Source organism: Paenibacillus hubeiensis (assembly GCF_032334105.1).
GTDB lineage: Bacteria > Bacillota > Bacilli > Paenibacillales > Paenibacillaceae > Paenibacillus > Paenibacillus hubeiensis.
In genome coordinates this window covers 46,045-63,221 of record NZ_JAVYAE020000020.1, presented here as the reverse complement: position 1 = coordinate 63,221, position 17,177 = coordinate 46,045, and the positions used below count along the sequence as shown (strand labels likewise).

17 protein-coding genes and 1 pseudogene are annotated in these 17,177 nt (G+C 43.3%); 13 read left to right on the top strand and 5 right to left on the bottom strand.

Annotation, left to right across the window (positions count from 1 at the left end; genetic code table 11):
* The first annotated feature begins 147 nt into the window (after window positions 1–147).
* The 7 genes and pseudogenes from RSX24_RS29595 to RSX24_RS29565 all read left to right on the top strand — a co-directional run bounded on the left by RSX24_RS29595 (window position 148) and on the right by RSX24_RS29565 (window position 7,965).
* Window positions 148–834, top strand: coding sequence for a response regulator (locus RSX24_RS29595; protein ID WP_236414797.1), 687 nt, complete (start codon window positions 148–150; stop codon window positions 832–834).
* The gene (locus tag RSX24_RS29590; protein WP_343262640.1) at window positions 831–2,177 is read left to right on the top strand and encodes a sensor histidine kinase; all 1,347 of its coding nucleotides are present in this window, start codon (window positions 831–833) and stop codon (window positions 2,175–2,177) included. Before RSX24_RS29595 ends, RSX24_RS29590 begins: the two co-directional genes overlap by 4 nt.
* Window positions 2,178–2,441: 264 nt before the next feature.
* Window positions 2,442–3,755: an MFS transporter gene (locus RSX24_RS29585; RefSeq protein WP_343262639.1), complete on the top strand. Its 1,314-nt coding sequence runs from the start codon at window positions 2,442–2,444 to the stop codon at window positions 3,753–3,755.
* Window positions 3,756–4,332: 577 nt separating this feature from the next.
* Complete coding sequence (locus tag RSX24_RS29580) at window positions 4,333–4,884, top strand: DinB family protein (RefSeq protein ID WP_343262638.1); 552 nt, start codon at window positions 4,333–4,335, stop codon at window positions 4,882–4,884.
* Between the two features lie 735 nt (window positions 4,885–5,619).
* Window positions 5,620–6,357: a UMP kinase gene (gene pyrH / locus RSX24_RS29575; protein ID WP_343262637.1), complete on the top strand. Its 738-nt coding sequence runs from the start codon at window positions 5,620–5,622 to the stop codon at window positions 6,355–6,357.
* Window positions 6,358–6,530: 173 nt separating this feature from the next.
* A pseudogene (locus RSX24_RS29570) lies at window positions 6,531–6,796 on the top strand (N-acetyltransferase); the annotation flags it as partial.
* 368 nt (window positions 6,797–7,164) lie between these two features.
* Window positions 7,165–7,965 (top strand): Cof-type HAD-IIB family hydrolase, encoded by an 801-nt coding sequence (locus RSX24_RS29565; protein ID WP_236414790.1) that lies wholly within the window; start codon window positions 7,165–7,167, stop codon window positions 7,963–7,965.
* A gap of 112 nt (window positions 7,966–8,077) precedes the next feature.
* Here the strand turns inward: RSX24_RS29565 and RSX24_RS29560 are convergent, their stop codons facing one another.
* Entirely contained in the window at window positions 8,078–8,968 is an 891-nt protein-coding gene (locus RSX24_RS29560; RefSeq protein ID WP_343262636.1) for an AraC family transcriptional regulator, read from the bottom strand.
* Between the two features lie 121 nt (window positions 8,969–9,089).
* Between RSX24_RS29560 and RSX24_RS29555 the strand changes: the two genes are divergently transcribed.
* The 5 genes from RSX24_RS29555 (at window position 9,090) to RSX24_RS29535 (ending at window position 13,199) form a co-directional block, all read left to right on the top strand.
* Window positions 9,090–10,475 (top strand): MATE family efflux transporter, encoded by a 1,386-nt coding sequence (locus RSX24_RS29555; protein WP_343262635.1) that lies wholly within the window; start codon window positions 9,090–9,092, stop codon window positions 10,473–10,475.
* Between the two features lie 57 nt (window positions 10,476–10,532).
* Window positions 10,533–11,162, top strand: coding sequence for a DapH/DapD/GlmU-related protein (locus RSX24_RS29550; protein WP_236414783.1), 630 nt, complete (start codon window positions 10,533–10,535; stop codon window positions 11,160–11,162).
* A 23-nt stretch (window positions 11,163–11,185) separates the two neighbouring features.
* Window positions 11,186–11,356 (top strand): hypothetical protein, encoded by a 171-nt coding sequence (locus RSX24_RS29545; RefSeq protein ID WP_343262634.1) that lies wholly within the window; start codon window positions 11,186–11,188, stop codon window positions 11,354–11,356.
* Window positions 11,357–12,066: 710 nt separating this feature from the next.
* A complete protein-coding gene (locus RSX24_RS29540) occupies window positions 12,067–12,669 on the top strand; it encodes a hypothetical protein (RefSeq protein ID WP_343262633.1) in 603 nt (200 codons plus the stop codon).
* 74 nt (window positions 12,670–12,743) lie between these two features.
* On the top strand, window positions 12,744–13,199 hold the full coding sequence (locus tag RSX24_RS29535) for a DinB family protein (RefSeq protein WP_343262632.1): 456 nt from the start codon (window positions 12,744–12,746) through the stop codon (window positions 13,197–13,199).
* Window positions 13,200–13,304: 105 nt separating this feature from the next.
* Here the strand turns inward: RSX24_RS29535 and RSX24_RS29530 are convergent, their stop codons facing one another.
* Window positions 13,305–14,156, bottom strand: coding sequence for an aldo/keto reductase (locus RSX24_RS29530; protein ID WP_343262631.1), 852 nt, complete (start codon window positions 14,154–14,156; stop codon window positions 13,305–13,307).
* Between the two features lie 172 nt (window positions 14,157–14,328).
* On the opposite strand from RSX24_RS29530, the gene RSX24_RS29525 reads away from it, so the two are divergent.
* Complete coding sequence (locus RSX24_RS29525; RefSeq protein ID WP_339274600.1) at window positions 14,329–14,778, top strand: MerR family transcriptional regulator; 450 nt, start codon at window positions 14,329–14,331, stop codon at window positions 14,776–14,778.
* A gap of 29 nt (window positions 14,779–14,807) precedes the next feature.
* Here the strand turns inward: RSX24_RS29525 and RSX24_RS29520 are convergent, their stop codons facing one another.
* The 3 genes from RSX24_RS29520 to RSX24_RS29510 are packed head-to-tail and all read right to left on the bottom strand — an operon-like array spanning window position 14,808 to window position 17,132.
* Window positions 14,808–15,674: a DUF4097 family beta strand repeat-containing protein gene (locus RSX24_RS29520; RefSeq protein WP_343262630.1), complete on the bottom strand. Its 867-nt coding sequence runs from the start codon at window positions 15,672–15,674 to the stop codon at window positions 14,808–14,810.
* A 35-nt stretch (window positions 15,675–15,709) separates the two neighbouring features.
* Window positions 15,710–16,408 carry an ABC transporter permease gene (locus tag RSX24_RS29515; protein ID WP_343262629.1) on the bottom strand — a complete coding sequence of 233 codons (699 nt, stop codon included), beginning with the start codon at window positions 16,406–16,408 and terminating at the stop codon, window positions 15,710–15,712.
* Window positions 16,401–17,132 carry an ABC transporter ATP-binding protein gene (locus RSX24_RS29510; RefSeq protein WP_339274594.1) on the bottom strand — a complete coding sequence of 244 codons (732 nt, stop codon included), beginning with the start codon at window positions 17,130–17,132 and terminating at the stop codon, window positions 16,401–16,403. Before RSX24_RS29510 ends, RSX24_RS29515 begins: the two co-directional genes overlap by 8 nt.
* Window positions 17,133–17,177 lie beyond the last annotated feature (45 nt).

Genomic DNA, 17,177 nt, shown 5'->3' with positions numbered 1-17,177 from the left:
GAATCTTGCAGTGCCTGAGCTATCGTTACTTTAACAAACTATTGTTGTGAACTTATTACGATCCTTTGCGGTTATCATGATAATTACATTGGCCCTTATATTTTCGCTATAATGACCGGTGGGAAGGGAAAGGAGAGCGTGTATATCATGGCTGAAACGCTGTTGTTAGTAGACGATGAAGAGAAAGTTTTGGAATTCATGAGTTCTTTTCTGAAAAACGAAGGGTTTCAGATTGTTACGGCCCAAACCGGAATGGAGGCACTCTCGAAAGTCGAGGAAGTGAACCCGGCATTGGTGGTTCTGGATTGGATGATGCCGAATATGAGCGGGCTCGATGTCTGCCGTGAAATTCGTAAAAGAAGTCAGGCAGGCATTATCATGCTGACTGCAAAGTCGGACGAGATGGACAAGATTATAGGCCTTGAGGTGGGAGCGGATGATTATATGACCAAACCTTTCTCATTGAGAGAACTATTAGCTCGCATTCGTTCGGTTTTGCGAAGATTGAATGGCAATTCTGCGGTTGAAGATCATTTGGTCAGAGGTGATTTGATCATCTCCGGTTCACAGTATCGGGTATGGAAACAGGGGGCCGAAATGAGTATGACGCCGACCGAATTCAAGCTTTTGTACACGTTGGCCGCCAAACCGGGCATTGTGTACAGCCGCCTGCAGCTGCTAAAGGCTGCCCTGGATGATGATCTAATTAACGTGGAGCGAACGGTGGATGCCCATATCAGCCGACTGAGGAAGAAGATTGAGGATGATATTGAGAATCCAAAGTACATTCAAACCGTTTACGGTTTTGGTTACCGTTTTGGAGGTCAGGCATGAGGTTTCATCTTAAAATTTTCATAACGATGGCTTTGACGATTGTGGGAATTATATTTATTTTTGTTGCACTAACCCACTTTGTTGTCCAACGTTCGATTGAGGCGAGCATTCATGAATTTCGCAATGACGAAATGACACTTCTTGCGTCCAAGCTAACCGACTATTATGTGCATAATGATGGATCATGGGAAGGGGTTGGGCAAACCGATCTCCTGCAGGAGATCGATCAGGAGCGTCCAAGCCTTCTTGTGATGGACAACGATAAACAAACCATTTTGTTGCAGGGCAACTCGCCTATGAAATTAATAACTCGACTTGGGGTAACGGAAGCAATCATCAATCAAGGAGAACCCATTGGACAGTTGTATTATTACGATCCAGAGGTGGCGTATTTCAATAAAATGCTGATCGGCATTCCGATATCCGTTGTTATTGTTTTAATCGGGAGCGGTTTGCTACTGATCTTACTCGCTCTTCTTATCGCCTACCAATTATCAAGGTGGCTGGCTTCTCCGTTAAGAGTCCTTATTTCATCGATAGAACGGTTAGGAAAAGGTGAGCTTGGTGTGCAGGCTCATTTTCAAGTGAATGATGAATATGGAAAAATTGCAGACGCATTCAATCAGATGTCAGCAAAGCTAAAGAAAGCGGAGGAATTAAGGCGGAATATAAGCGCAGATATCGCTCACGAGCTAAGAACACCTCTCACCATTATTGGAGGGAAGTTGGACGATCTGCAGCAGAAGGGGCAACCCGTGTCCCCCCAGATGTTTCTTCCCTTGCAGGACGAATTTATTCGTTTGAATCGATTAGTCGAGGATTTAAGAACCTTATCATTAGCAGAAGCGGGGAAGTTAACTCTAAATAAAACGGATACTGACCTGGCACATCTAGTGCAGCAGCTCTGCTATGAATTAGAGCCTCTTGCTGAAGAAAAAGGGATTTCGATTCAAATGGAGGTTTCAACTGACAGAACCATACTATTCGTGGATCCGTATCGAATGAAACAGGTCCTGATTAATTTGCTTACAAACGCCATTCACTATACACCGAATCAAGGGACAATATTCGTTCGAATGTTGAATAAGGACAATCGAAGACTGACACTGATTGTGGAAGATGCCGGTATTGGTATTGCTTCAGAACATTTACCGTATCTCTTTGACCGTTTCTACCGCACCGATGAAGCTCGTACCAGAGAGAGCGGGGGGACCGGTTTAGGTTTATCGATTGCCAAACAATACGTTGTATCCCACCAGGGGACAATTGAAGTCGAAAGTAAAGTGAACGAAGGAACCCGATTCATCATTCAATTGCCGTATAAAGTGGAACGAAAGGAATAAAGGATACTCTTGCATAAACAAAAGACGAAGCCAACAGCTAACAGTGTGCTCGAATTTATAGAATGTGTGGAAAACCCAAAAAAAACGTGAAGATGCATATAAATCGTTCGAGAACCCGCTGCTGCTTACTTATGTTATGTTTTTCCTGTTTTTTGTTGTAAAACTGTTTTAATTACATTAATCTTATTTTTATTGAATATTTTTTAAGAATGACTCTTATTGTTGTTTAATAAGTAACTTTTAAGAAATGGAGAAAAATTTGTCATGAAGTCATCGAATCTGACCCGTCCTTTTTATTTCCTGTGGACGACCCAAACCGCGGCGAATGCAGCTGATGTGCTTTACATAATGGCGCTTACGGTGCTGGTCCTTGATCGGACCGAGTCTCTCGTATCGGCGGCGCTGATGCCGCTGATGCGCAGCGGGGCTCAAATGTTGAGCAGCCTGATTGCGCCTTTGCTGATCCATCGTTTCAAGTTGTCCAACCTTCTTTTATTGTCGCAAGTGGGGCAATTCCTGCTGTTCGTTTGCCTGGCCGTTTATTTACAGCTTCATGGAGAGGCTTCATCGCTTGTATTGGTATTTTCACTCGTATTCGTAATGTCTTTTCTCGACGGATGGACAACCCCGGCCCGAAATGCACTTATACCACGTTTAGTAACGCGTGAGCAAGGTTTGCTTAAAGCCAACGGGCTGATTAGCGTCAGCGATCAGGTCGTGCAATTCGCAGGCTGGGGATTAAGCGGCATCGTCGTTGCATTTCTGGGTGCCAGCCCCACGTTGTTGCTGACGGCTGTTATCTATGGTCTTGCCGCGGCATTTACGCTGGGCGTCAAAGAACCAACGAAATCGGGATCTGGAGATAAGGCATTGAACGCGTCCTCTGACGAAATACCGGCACTTGGCCCATCCAGATGGCATACGCTGACCGAAGGCTGGAAGATGATATGGAAAACACCTCGCCTGCGGGTGCTTACGTTTATGGACATGATCGACATGCTTGGCGGTTCGATTTGGGTTGGCGCCTTTACCCTTGCGTTCGTTCAAGTCGCACTTGGACAAGGCGAAGAATGGTGGGGATTTATCAATGCCGCTTATTTTGCAGGAACAATAGGTGGTGGAATGCTGGTACTGGCACTGGCAAAAACCATCGGCAACCGCTATTTAGCGGTGATGATGATCGGCATGGCCGGTTATGGCGTTCTAACCGCACTTTACGCGCTCAATACAGAGCCATACGTTGCACTTATTTTGGTTATGTTAATGGGGCCTTTCGCAGAGCTTTCCGTTATTAACCGGCGCACCTTAATTCAGCGCAGCGTAGCTAAACTTTTGCTGCCCAAGGTGTTATCTGCCCAAGCTTCTCTTATGCATCTCGTATTTTGCATTTCGCTGCTGGGCATGGCTGGGCTTGCCGAATATATCGGGATCGTGAATCTCTACCTGTTCGCGGCCGGCCTGACCATGCTAGCGCTTTTGGTAGGCTTGCTAAGTCGCCGGGCTTTCCGGGACAAAGTTTCTCAGGCAGAACCATCGGTGAAGTCTGAGGAAAGGAACCTTGAAATGGAACAAGCTTAACGAGGTATGGGGAAGCGTAAATCTGCCTCAAGTCAAAATTGGAATTGAAATTCAAATTAGCGTAACGATCTATGTAACCCATTCCGTTCTAATTGCAGCAGCCAAATATGAAGGGGATAAGCAATGGAAAAAAAGTCTTCATCATCATGGGCGCTGCTATTAAAAACAGGTGGATTGGCAACGGAGGGTGATTACTCTTGGTTTTAACTCATTTTATAACTGTGAAGGGAATGAAATATCATAACGGTATTAGATACGCTTAATCAAGTGGCAGTGATTCTATTACTCATTGGTTCCTTCATTTCTTATCTGCAATTACGAAAGGTTAAAAGACAAAGAAAACTAACGCTTATGGAAAAAGTATTATATATCATTATTCAAGCCGGGTACTTACTTTGGGCGGGGAGCGGGTTGATGATGTTAATCTCGAATTAGCTATTAAAAGCAGTAGTCTCATACTATGTGATCGGGATCAAGAAGGGGCAAAAAAATGACAAAACGCTACTGACACACTGTTGTCAGCAGCATTTTTTTATGATGAAGGTATAGCAAAACAAGAAGAGGAGTTGTTCGAAAAATGAGAGAAACAGAGAAAGTATTGCAATCGCTTGAAGAGACGATCGGTCAGTATTTAAGCGAGTTAAATAACCTCGATATGGAGCAATTGCTCCATAAAAGGTGTGAGGAGGAATGGTCCGTCGGGCAAATGTACATGCATTTGATTCAATCCGCGCTATTTATGCATTTGAAGAATGTTGACCAATGTTTAGCAGATCATGATGTTTCATTGAGCACCGTTGGAGAGAAAACGGAGGAGGGGAAGGCAGTATTTAAACTAGGGAGCTTCCCGCAGGTTCGGATACGGGTACCTGCTTCGCCGCAATACACCCCACAGCAACCGCAGAATAAAGAGCAGCTGTCCGATGGTCTTAATCGTGTAATGGAGCGTATGAAAAGTAAGGAACCTGATCTGTACCAAGCTCCCGATCATAAGAAAGTTCTTCACCCGAGACTCGGTGAATTAAACGCTACAGAGTGGTTTTTGTTAATCGAAATGCACTACAGACATCATCTTTTGCAGCTGGAGCGACTAAAAAATGACTTGAAAATGAACGAAGGTCATGAATAATACAAAACGTACAGCAAGACCCTAGAGCCAAAAGCAAAGATAGCAAGATAGCAACCGTTGAAGGTTGCTGTGCTGTTGGTTAGCTATAGATTGGGGATGGAGGCATCTGTAAACGCTTTGTTATTTGAACAAGTTAATCAAGTTGCCAGACTGCCGGCAGGAAATTAATGAAACTATGGATTGGGTGAAACAATAGACCAATCAAGGGACCAATAAACAGATATGATCGCTGCGCCGATCCCAACGATAGCGTGGAGAATGTCCCAGACAACAAAAGTGAATATTGCGATTTTTCCATGAATCTGATCGATTTGACTCCCAGTCCAGAATGCTTCACCTAGTGTAAAGTCCAGCTTCAAGTTATGTATGAGCTTTGAAGGAGTGTTCACTAAGTAAGAGTAGTTGTAATGTTGTAATAATTACTTGGTTCCCAGTGACAGAGGAAGTTTATTAAGTTAACGGGCAGTATAGTGGCAAGGTAGCTTCTTTGATACGGATCATCGTAAATCATTCTATAACTTATTGAAATTGCTTGCAGATTTAATATTGACGGTAATTGCAATTAAGCCTCACGTAATGTAAAATTACTTAACGGAAAAACATGGAAGGGGTGGGGGTATGAGGTGGAAGCGTAAGACTTATATTCAGTCGGCTTGTGTAATTTCATATTTCCATTCCATTAGGACACTAGAGCATTTATTGCTTTAGTGTTTTTATTTTATGGGGGTGTAATAATTGTCAAGGTATAAAAGAGTTCTCGTTAAGCTAAGTGGCGGAGCAGTCGCCGGAAACTCTGAATTTGGTTTTGAGCCGGAAAGATTGGACCATATCGCTGATGAAATTATGTCAATAGTAAACTTAGGAGTTGAAGTATCATTAGTTATTGGTGGGGGTAATATTTTTCGAGGTAATATGGCGGAAAGCTGGGGGATAGAAAGGGCAGAAGCTGACAACATTGGAACACTTGCGACTGTAGTAAATAGTTTAATGCTTCGTGGAGTTCTTAAAGCCAAGACCAAAAAGGAAGTACGGGTAATGACCGCTATACCTATTACTTCAGTTGCAGAACCATACATCCGTCTAAAAGCAATTCACCATCTAGAAAAAGGCTATATTGTAATTTTTGCAGGAGGGAACGGTCAACCTTACGTTACAACAGACTATCCTTCAGTACAAAGAGCCATCGAGGTTAATTGTGACGCTTTATTAGTTGCAAAGCAAGGTGTTGATGGTGTTCTTAATGCAGACCCTAAATTCGATAAAAATGCAAAGAAATTTCGTTCGCTCCATTACAACGACGTTTTAGAACACAACTTAAAGGTAATGGACCAATCAGCTTTCATTTTGGCAAGAGACTACAATTTGCCAATGCATGTGTTTAACTTCAATAAACCAGGTTCGATGAAAGAAATCTGTGAGGGTAAGAATAATGGTACGATAATTAGTGGCAAATCAATTTTAGAGTTGGAATGAAGTATGTTAGAAATACTACTCTCCCTTGATTTAGCGGAACGATATTTCCACAAAAGAGAAGTTCTTTCAAAATCCCACTCGACCATGGAGTGGGATTTTGTTACGCTAACGGGAAACAATAATTCAATAAATCCAATATCATAAGAAACCTGGATGGAAGTAACATCGGATGAATGAAGTATGGTTATTTTTGGGACAACATACCGTTATGAACATGATTTGGATCGAAGAACCGTTTCTGGTCAAAGATGCAGGGAGTAAAGTTGTTCTCTTCTGGGAGGAGCAAATGGAACAAAAGGACTTCAACGTGGTCATGACATCCACCCAGGCTGATGAAGGCGCTCAACATTTCTATAGAAAGCTAGGCTATCAAGATGCTGGATGCCTATTACTTGATACACAACCATTGGAAATTTTTCTTACCAAGCTATTAAACTAGCGGGAAACGACAGCAATTCGAACATGAAAGGAAAAAGGAATTGAATGAGAACGGTGACAGCATCATTTTCACATCAGCCCGAAGGGTACGAATGTCCATTTTGTTGTATTTGGGGGATAAAGGTTCTCCGTCCGATCCAGATGAACGCGCTTTCGATGCCGATCAGTTGCGTTCATGGATAAAGGAAAACATTTCTGCAATTCATTTATTGACATGAAACCAGTTACATATTTTAATCTTGTTTTGTAGCGAGTAGAACATAGATAAGCATGTTACCAAGTCGTTATGATTTTTTTAGATACTTTTTAAATCACTATTATAAAGTGTCTGAAAAAGTAATTTATGAAATTTCACAGGAGGCGAATACAATGATTAAACTTGTAGTCACGGATTTAGATGGAACATTTCTGAACAATGAAGGTCTGTACGATGTCGAACTTTTCAAAACAGTTTATGCAGAGATGCAGCAAAAAGGAGTCACATTTGTCGCATGTACCGGCAAACAATGTGAACGTGTTGAAAAATTGTTTGACGAGCATGGCAAAGGCGTTTGGATACTGGGTGACAGTGCTGCTCGAATTAAAAAAGATGGCCAAGTGGTTAAAGAATTTAGTATTGATCGGGATCTCGCCCTACAGGCGATTGATCGAATTCAAGACTTTGACAACAACATGACCCTGATCGTCTGTGCAAGCGACGCTGCTTACGTTCATTCTTCCATTTCAGAAGATATGTACAAAGTGGTTAAAGGCTCTTATGAACGTGTAGTGAAAACAGATTCCTTTGCAAACATAGATACCCGTTTTATCAAAATTACGGTCTTCGATACGGAGGGGCGAAGTACAGCATTAAGAGCGCATGTGGAGAATACGTTGGGTGGACAAATTTATATTGTTGATTCGGAAGCCAGATGGCTGGATATTACCGCATTGCATACGCATAAAGGTGAGACAGTGAAGAAACTGCAAGAAATGTTGGGCGTCACCTACGAGGAAACCATGTCATTTGGTGATGGAGAGAATGACGTGGAGCTTATGGCCATCGCAAAATACAGTTTTGCAGTGAGTAATGCTTGTGAAAATACGAAAAAGGCAGCGAGCTTCATTACGAAGTCAAACGAAGAAAACGGTGTTCTTCTCACGGTTCAAAAATTACTGGACTTGCAGTGATCTTTTCTTATCCATTGGTACTGCATTGACTTGACGGGGCCATAATTGTCCCGTCATTTTTTTGTTTTAGCTAAAGAAATAACATCTTCAAGGGTGCCCCTATTACCTTGATTCACGTTAAGTCGATATTCGCAACTTGTTTTCGATAATTTTGCGGAACCATGCCCATCTGTTTACGGAAAATGGACGAAAAATAACTAGCACTTTGAAAACCGCAGGCAAGTGCAATTTCACTTATGGATCTTCGGGTTTCTTTTAACATTTCACAGCTTTTTTGAAGGCGATATTGAGTGACATAGTTGCCCGGCGTCTGGCCCACATACTTGTTAAATAATGTGCAGCAGCGGCTTCGGCAAACAGCTCCTGCAGAGGCGATGTCCTCGAGAGTTATTTTTTGATCATAATTTTGATGAATGAAACGAGTCATTTCTTGGACATGCGTCAATACTCCAGGTTGCCCAGAAATGGGCTGCAAATGGTCCCCTATTGCTGCACACAAAGATAAAGCTTGTGATGCCAGACGAAGCGGATTGAGAGGAGCATGGTCCTTGTGCATTTCCTGATAGATTTCTTGAATGGACCGTAATATGCTTTGCTGCCAATCAACCTGATCGGTAAGCACAACAAAATCAGCCATCGTTAAACTAAACTTTTCCCCCCAGTATGTTTGAATAAATGAAGTCTTCTCGCCAAGGATCGAGGGATGAACGACGACGACAAGGAATAAACAATCGTTATGGTCTGCAAGAGAATAACCGAAATGCAAACGCTGGCTATTCACAAAAAGCCCATCCCCTTGATGCAATCGAGTGATCTTTCCGTTGACAGAGAAGTCCATCGATCCTTGCAGTACGTAGATAAACTCGATGTCCAAATGCCAATGCGCGACTGCAGCATAATTGTTAAATTGATGCAGGCTTCCCTTTCGGACATAGAGCGGTAAATCAGGAAGATTATAATTCAAACGTTCCGATAAATCCGAAAATACCTCTAAATTTGTCATCAAAGAGACCATCCTTTAGAAATATACGATTTTTATAAAATTATAGCCAATATTAATGGAAACAACAATGATAATATCCTATCCTTATATTGTGAAGATCAGCAGAGAGGACAGGATATAGGTGGTAAACCGCATACGACTCAAAGGAACTGGCCATCGTGATTTTGATCGGGAGTTAATGACGCTTGTCATTCCCATTGCATTACAAAATTTAATATCGGCAACCGTCATATCCGTTGATGTACTTATGCTGGGTATGATTAGCCAATCTGCAATGTCAGCGGTATCACTCGCAGGGCAAATTACCTTTGCATTAACCTTGTTTTACATGGGGATATCAGCGGGGGCAAGTATCCTCACTGCGCAATACTGGGGGAAGAAGGATACTTCAACCATACAGCGCATTTTTAACATCGCTTGCATGTTCTCCCTTTGTGTCTCTATTTTGTTTGGTTTATCTTCCTTCTTTTTTCCGGATACACTTTTGCGTTTATTCACCAATGATGCAGAACTGATTCAATACGGCTCAAGATTTTTGAAAATGAATTCCTTTTCTTATCTTGTGATGGGAATATCCCAGATGTATCTCAGTGTGATTAGAAGTATGGAAAATGCAAAACTTAGTGCATGGATTAGTTCCTTATGTTTGATTTTAAACATTTTGTTGAATGCCATTTGCCTTTTTGTTTTGTTCCCGTCCAGGCCCGAACTGGCCATTTCAGCCGTAGCTCTTGCCACGGTTTTGGCACGGGTTGTTGAACTCGCATGTTGTATGTTTCACTCCATCACCAAGGGCCCCATTCGTTTTCGTATGATGCCCATATATGACGGCATTCAACGGAATTTATTAAAAGATTTCTTGAAATATACGCTGCCTGTACAGGGGAATTATATCGTTTGGGGAGGAGCTCTTACCGCGACTGCTGCCATTATTGGCCATGTGAACTCCGATATGGTAGCTGCAAATTCCATAGCGTCTGTAGTTAAAAATCTAGCAGTTGTACTCTGTGGAGGCATTGCTACTGGGGGTTCTGTACTTGTTGGAAAGTATTTGGGGCAGGGTGAAATCGAGAAAGCAAAGCATGCGGGCAACAAAATGTGTTTTTATGCTTTGATATTTGGAGTCATTGCAGGCTGCACGATTCTGTTCATTAAACCATTGATATATTCCATCGTCAATTTGAATCCAACGGCTCAAAGTTACCTAGATGGCATGCTGTACATTGGGGCTTATTATTGTATAGCCAAATCGATAAACTCCACAACGATCGCGGGCATATTCACAGCTGGTGGGGATTCTAAATTTGGATTATGGTGTGACACGGTTGTTATGTGGTTCATTATTCTGCCGCTTAGTTACCTATGTGCTTTTGTTTGGCATGTACCACCGATCCTTTTGTATATCGTCATCAGCTTAGACGAGGTGATTAAATTACCCATTGCTTTTATACGATACCGACAGTTTAAGTGGCTTAACAATCTTACCAGAAACTTTGCAAAAACCTGATCATAACCAAGACTTATGCAATTGAATCTAAATTTATATACAAAGGAGAAATTTCGAATGAATATCCAGGAACGAATGGCTTGCAAACAATTATTCACCGATGATGATGCCAATTATCCGAAAGAGGCTGAAGCGTTGGCCAAAGCACGCCAGCGTGGTAAGGCGTTATGCTATGAAATTAACCATTTGCATCCGGATGATGTTGAAAAACGCAAAACGTTAATGAAACAACTTTTTGGAAGCATTGGAGAACATGTATGGTTGGAGCCGCCCATTCGCATGTCGTACGGTTCAAATACAACCGTAGGAAATAATGTATATATCAATTTCAATCTCACCGTGGTTGACGACTATAAAGTTACCATCGGTAACGATGTCATGTTTGGCCCGAATGTTACGATTGCTGTAACGAATCATCCTGTACATCCAGAAAAGCGCAAAGAGGGCGGGATGTTTGCATTACCCGTGGTCATCGAGGATGGGGTGTGGATCGGAAGCGGAGCGATTATTGTACCAGGAGTCACCATTGGCAAAGGGAGTGTAATTGGTGCCGGCAGCGTGGTAACCAAGGATATTCCTGCGAATGTAATCGCTGTTGGAAATCCATGCAGAGTTCTTCGGGAGATTACGGATCATGATAAAGAGTTCTACTATAAAGATATGCGTTTTGATCAGGTTGAATGGTAAACCTTCCAGAGAGGAGTTTTTCGATGGAAATCATTTATTTCATGATTACAATAGTCTCCCTTTATTTTGTCATTAGAGCCATTGTGCATTCACGCCACACCCAATTGGTAGCGAATAAAATGGAAAAGCAGTTTGAACATTACTTTAATGAAGATGCCTATCATAATGATCAGCACAGGGTATCAAATGGATAGAATTGCATGATTAGCAAATAAAACGTAGCAAAATGCTAGAATGACCAATCGTTTAATCAGCAAGGTCATTATGCTAACGGGAAAAATAGCACAGTAAGAGCAAGTAGCAGCCGATCATTGTGATCGGCTGCTTTGTTCATTTAACGTTAACGGGCAGGATCGTTTCGACGTGTGGCGTTATCACGCGGAATTGCTAAAATGAAGCTATCTGCACGAATTGGAACTGTGTGGTAAAATATAGAAGGATAATCTTAAAAAATGGAGGAGGATCCAAATATATTATGATCCATAACCTCTACCGGAAACTGGTTCCTCTTTTCTTAAAGAACAATCTAGTTCAGGTAGCAGCTCAGTTTTTTGTTTCAGGGATAATCGGAGTTATATACGGATGTATGTTAATTGACGAAACTATAGGTGGATATATTAATAAAGTCTTGCCGAGTAGTGATGGGCGGGATCTTCATATATATTTGCCCCTTGTGATTACTGTGTTCTTTTACTCGTACTTCATTCAAAAAAAACAAAGAATTCTTCTGGAAAAAATCTCATGTAGTTGTCTTCATAGTTTCATTGCCGTACTAAGCTGTATCTTTTCTTGTGTAGTTTTACTTTTGATTTAATCCCATTTAGCGTTACGCTAACGGAACACCTATAACCAGACGCGGGCTGGTCGTTTTTCCTGTAATTGAACCCATGTAAAGGGGAGATCCATGTTGAAACGGATGCCTTTTGAACGCCCAGTGGAGCATTATGACGAGCGAATTTATAATATTGATGAACAAATTTGTGAATTATTGAAACTCCGTAAGCAGCTATCCAACAACAATCCTGGTTTCCCGCCCTTTGAATATATCTCTAAATGGGCTGAAACGTTTGAACTTTACGAGGACTTTCTGAAAGCCGTTTTTGGAACTTTTAGCAGTGAAGAGCATTTTAAGCCCATGGTTGAACCGTCGGATTTTAGAAAACATATCCCCCTGCTAAAATCAGTCGAAGAAGGGAACTGCTTTTATACTGTAAACTCAATAAGGCAGTATAGTAATGCTAGTGTAGTGACTTTTAGTATGGATTGGGATGTGACTGAGACACCTCCAACTTCTAACAATCACAGCTATTTTGAATTGAAAATGGGAGAACAGTATGATTGCCGAATGATGAATGGCGGCAGCCACTCAGGTCATGCTTCATTTAACTATGTAATATCTCCGCCATTACCCGATCAAACTTCAGGAATTGAATTAACGTTCATAGAATATAGGAAGCCGTTCAGTGACAATGAGACGGGAACAAAAATAGTCTTCAGAATGGAATAGCCTCAACCGAGAATCCATTAAACGAATGGATCCCAGCAGGTTCCAGTTGATGAAACGAAGAGGGGGAAGCCGAAATGAAGACGATCAAGTGTATGATGGACCATCTGTACTGGGCGGACGGACGCATCCTGGACGCGCTCGAAGAGAGTGGGACGAAGAACAAAGACCTTCTGAAGCTGGTTAGGCACGTCGCGGTCGCGGAACGAGTTTGGTTATCCCGATTGCAGGGCAAGGGCAGCGCTTCATATTCGCTCTGGGAGGAAACGGAAGACCTGACGGCAATCCGGACGATGTTCGAAGAAAATGCCGCGCAATATCGCGTCTATATGGAAGGGCTCGAGGAATCCGAGTTGGATGAGATGATCGACTATGCGAACCAGAGCGGGTTGCCGTTCCGATCATCCGTCCGGGACATCCTGTCGCAGGTTATCCTGCATGGGCAATATCACCGGGGACAGATCAACCGGGCACTTCGAAGCGAATCGGCAGAGCCGGTCCAAGTCGATTACATCACGTTCGCGAGGCTTTAACAGGGCGGGCTTTAAGTAAATAAGGACAGGGGTCAACTCAGACCGACCTGTCCTTTTTCACTAGATAAGGAAAAACACGTGATAAGTTTAGGATTCGATCATGGTTTACAGATCCACTCTCCAGTTGCCCATCATCTTGGCGACTTCCGGATCGCGGTACGATAAGAAAAGACTTTCCCGCGTATCGAGGGCCGCGATTTGTTCAATATCGTCCGCGCTTAACTCAAAATCGAAAATGTCGAAGTTTTCGATGATCCGCTCTTTATTCACCGATTTTGGAATGACAACGACTTCACGCTGAACAAGCCAACGCAACACGACCTGGGCGACCGACTTATTGTGTTTTGTCGCGATCGATGCCAGCACTTCGTTGCTGAACATGTTGTTGAGCCCTTCCGCGAACGGTGCCCACGACTGATGTTGTACTCCCTGTTCTTTCATAAAAGCGGCACCCTCGATTTGCTGATAGAACGGGTGCGTTTCGACCTGGTTGATGGCGGGCACGATTTCATTATGCACAATGAGGTCCATCAGACGGTCGGGCAGGAAGTTGCTGACACCGATCGCCTTGATCTTGCCTTCGCGGTACAGGTCTTCCATTGCACGCCAAGCGCCGTAGTAATCGCCGAACGGCTGGTGAATAAGGTAGAGATCGAGATAGTCGAGCTGCAGCTTCTTCAGGGATTTGGCAAAAGCCAGCTTGGCACTCTCGTATCCGGCATCCTGAACCCAGAGCTTGGTCGTGATGAACAGTTCCTCACGCGGCACGCCGCTGCGCTTGATCGCGCGTCCGACCGCTTCCTCATTCAGATAACCGGCAGCGGTATCAATCAAGCGGTAACCGGCCATCAGCGCTTCGTATACGGCGTTTTCGCATTCTTCTGCATCCGGAATTTGGTAGACACCAAAACCGATGATCGGCATTTTCACGCCATTGTTCAATGTTACGGTTTGCATTGTAATTCCTCCTAGTGTTTAATTGTAAAACGCAAACGGCCACGAAACTCGGAAATCGGGTATCTCAGCGGGGCTTCCGCTTACGGTCGATTTGCATTACAATAAACCTACCACCTTCGTGTTACACGAAGGCAAGCGTCTTTATACATTTATTTTTCAAGGAGGGTTTCACATGCATACGGTCAAAGAAGCCGCCCTCATAACGGGACTCACCGAGCATGCAGTACGCTTTTACACGGATAAAGGTCTGGTGCCAAGCGTGCAGCGCAATCAACACAACATTCGCATGTTTGACGAAGAATCGATCAACTGGCTGCATGGCATCAAATGCCTCAAGCAATCCGGGATGCCGATTGAGGTCATTAAAAGGTACGTCGATCTCTGTCTTGAAGGGGATTCGACCCTCCCGCAGCGCTACGCACTCATGATGAAGCACAAAGAGGAGGCAATCGCCAAGCTTGAAGAAGCCAAATTGCACGTTGCTCATCTGGAACAAAAAACCGACCTGTATCAGGCCATTTTGGAGCACCGCTCTCCAGACACGATGAATCCTGGCAACTGGGACAAAATCAAGCATATGCATAGTGACGTATTTTACTCGCCCTCCGTTCGAAAGGCTTGAGAAATATTCGTAAGGTAACCGGTATTGAATTATTTTACGGTTATCGTTCCTGCATGGCTGACAAGCTCCAGTGTATTAGATCCATTCCCAATCGTGCCCTCTATCGATTTTTCCGTGTTCTGCTGCTCCATAAAGCCATCGAAGCCAACACGGATATCCGCCGAGTCACTGCTTGCCATCAGCTTTAATGAAGCAGGAGGTGTAGTATAAGCTACGGTGATATCTCCGGAGTTTGTTTCTACGTGCAGCCATTTTCCTTCCTCAACTTCCGTGACGGATACTTCCCCGGCCGTTGAAGTGATGGTCATATCAGGACTGGTTACACGGGTCAGGGAGCTGTCGCCGCTGCCGGAAGTTACCTTTGATTCGTTTAGTGAGCTGTCTTTCAGCGTGAATTCCCCATCCTTGGATGTGAACTCTCCCTTGTCTGCGGAAAGTCCTTCAATATGCTCAGAGCCTGAATTGTTGGTAAGGAAAATGTTTTGGGTCGCTATGTCCTTCATCTTAATATCGCCTGCGTCGTTGTTGAGTGTAATCGTATCGATTTCATGATCGGGAATGGAGATATAGATCGTGCCATTTTTGCCTAATGAAAATCCCCCTGTGATTCCTCCTTGATCTTGCTGGGTGATGATCATTTTGTTCCCATCCTGATTAATCGTTACCGGATCGCTCTTTCCGTCCAACTGCTTTCCATCGCAAATGACGATGATGTTCGGGGAATCTGTATGCTGGAACTCGATATCCCAAGAATCATTATGAACTTCAATTTCTTCTATGCGTTTTGCCTCAAAGGATGTTTCATGGTGATAACTTGCTTTTCCTATTCCTTGGCAGCCACTTACCAGCACACCAATGGCCATCAGGACAAGCAAAGCGGTTAGCATTTTTCCCATGCTCTATTCCCTCCCCTTATGTACGGAGCACATGTTTAGGCCACGTCGTTTTGATCGATGTTGTAAAAAGAAAGATAGCCGAGGAGAAGACCAAGCAGACAGAGTATGATCGGAATGGCAATGAATTGGAACAGGCTGGACGAGCTTCCTCCGTCAGACACCGTGGCGTTAACCAGAAATCCAATGATGACAGCGGATGTAATGGTGGAAGCCGTCGACTTTTTTCTCATGCCAAAAATTAGCGGAATCAGGCTGATTCCTGCGATCATAAAGGCGTTTAGCAGCGTTGACGGAAGGGTGGCAGCCATTTCATCAAGACGAACCGGTGCGTCAAATAACCCTAGGATCGGATTTAGGAAATACGTTAACAGATTAATCATCAACGTCGTTACAAGGATGCTGAAGAAACAGAATACATACACGATCAATAACTTGGCTTGCATTATTTTTTTTCGCTGCTGCGGATAGGTGAACAACACTTGGATCATCTTGCTCTTATATTCTTCAATCACTAAACGGGATAAAATCACGCTTGCGAAAATGATAAAGGTGATCCGGATCAAAATATCCGTTAAAGACATAAATTCAGCATAATCCATAGGTTCGCTCTCACCCTGGGTACCCAACGTCATAAGGACAACGGCAGCGTAAATGGCCACCATGCAAATGAAGACCCCTTTAAGATTGTGAGATAGATTGTTTTTTTGCCATTCGAGTTGGATAAGTTTAAGCATAACGTTGGCCCCCATGAATGAGATTGATGAAATACTCTTCTAACGATCCCGCATGTTGTTTTCGGATGTCTTCCATCTTGACTTCTTGTAAAAAAGTGCCTTGATGAATAATGCCAACCGTATCGGCGACCGATTCGATTTCCGACACAATATGACTCGAAATTAAAATGGTTGTTTTGTATTTTTCCTTTAATAACAGCAGAAGCTCCCGCATTTCTTTAATCCCGATCGGATCAAGGCCGTTGATCGGTTCGTCGAGGATGAGAATATCCGGCTTCGTCACGATCGCACGTGCAATGCCTAACCGTTGTTTCATGCCCAGCGAGAATTCATGGATCTTTTTCTTCCCTACTCCTTGCAGACCTACGATCTCCAGCGCGTCCTTGATCGCAGGCTTATCGCTGTAGTCCATGTACCTGCAATGAAACTCCAAATTGGTTTCCGCCGTCAGCCGATCGTAAAATACGGGATATTCAATGATGCTGCCGATTCTTTTTAAGTATTGATGGGACGTTGGCGTAACGATCTGATTGAATACCCGGATTTCACCGGAAGAGGGTTTGACCAAATTTAATATCATTTTCATAATCGTTGTTTTTCCTGCCCCGTTCGGACCTAAAAAACCGTAAATTTCTCCTCTGCTGATGCTCATATTGACGTTCTTAATGGTATCTGTGCCCTGGAACGTCTTACTGACTTGATGGATTTGAATGATGGCTTCCATTCCTGAGTTCCTCCCGATCATTTATGGATGTGTTACCCTAAGCTT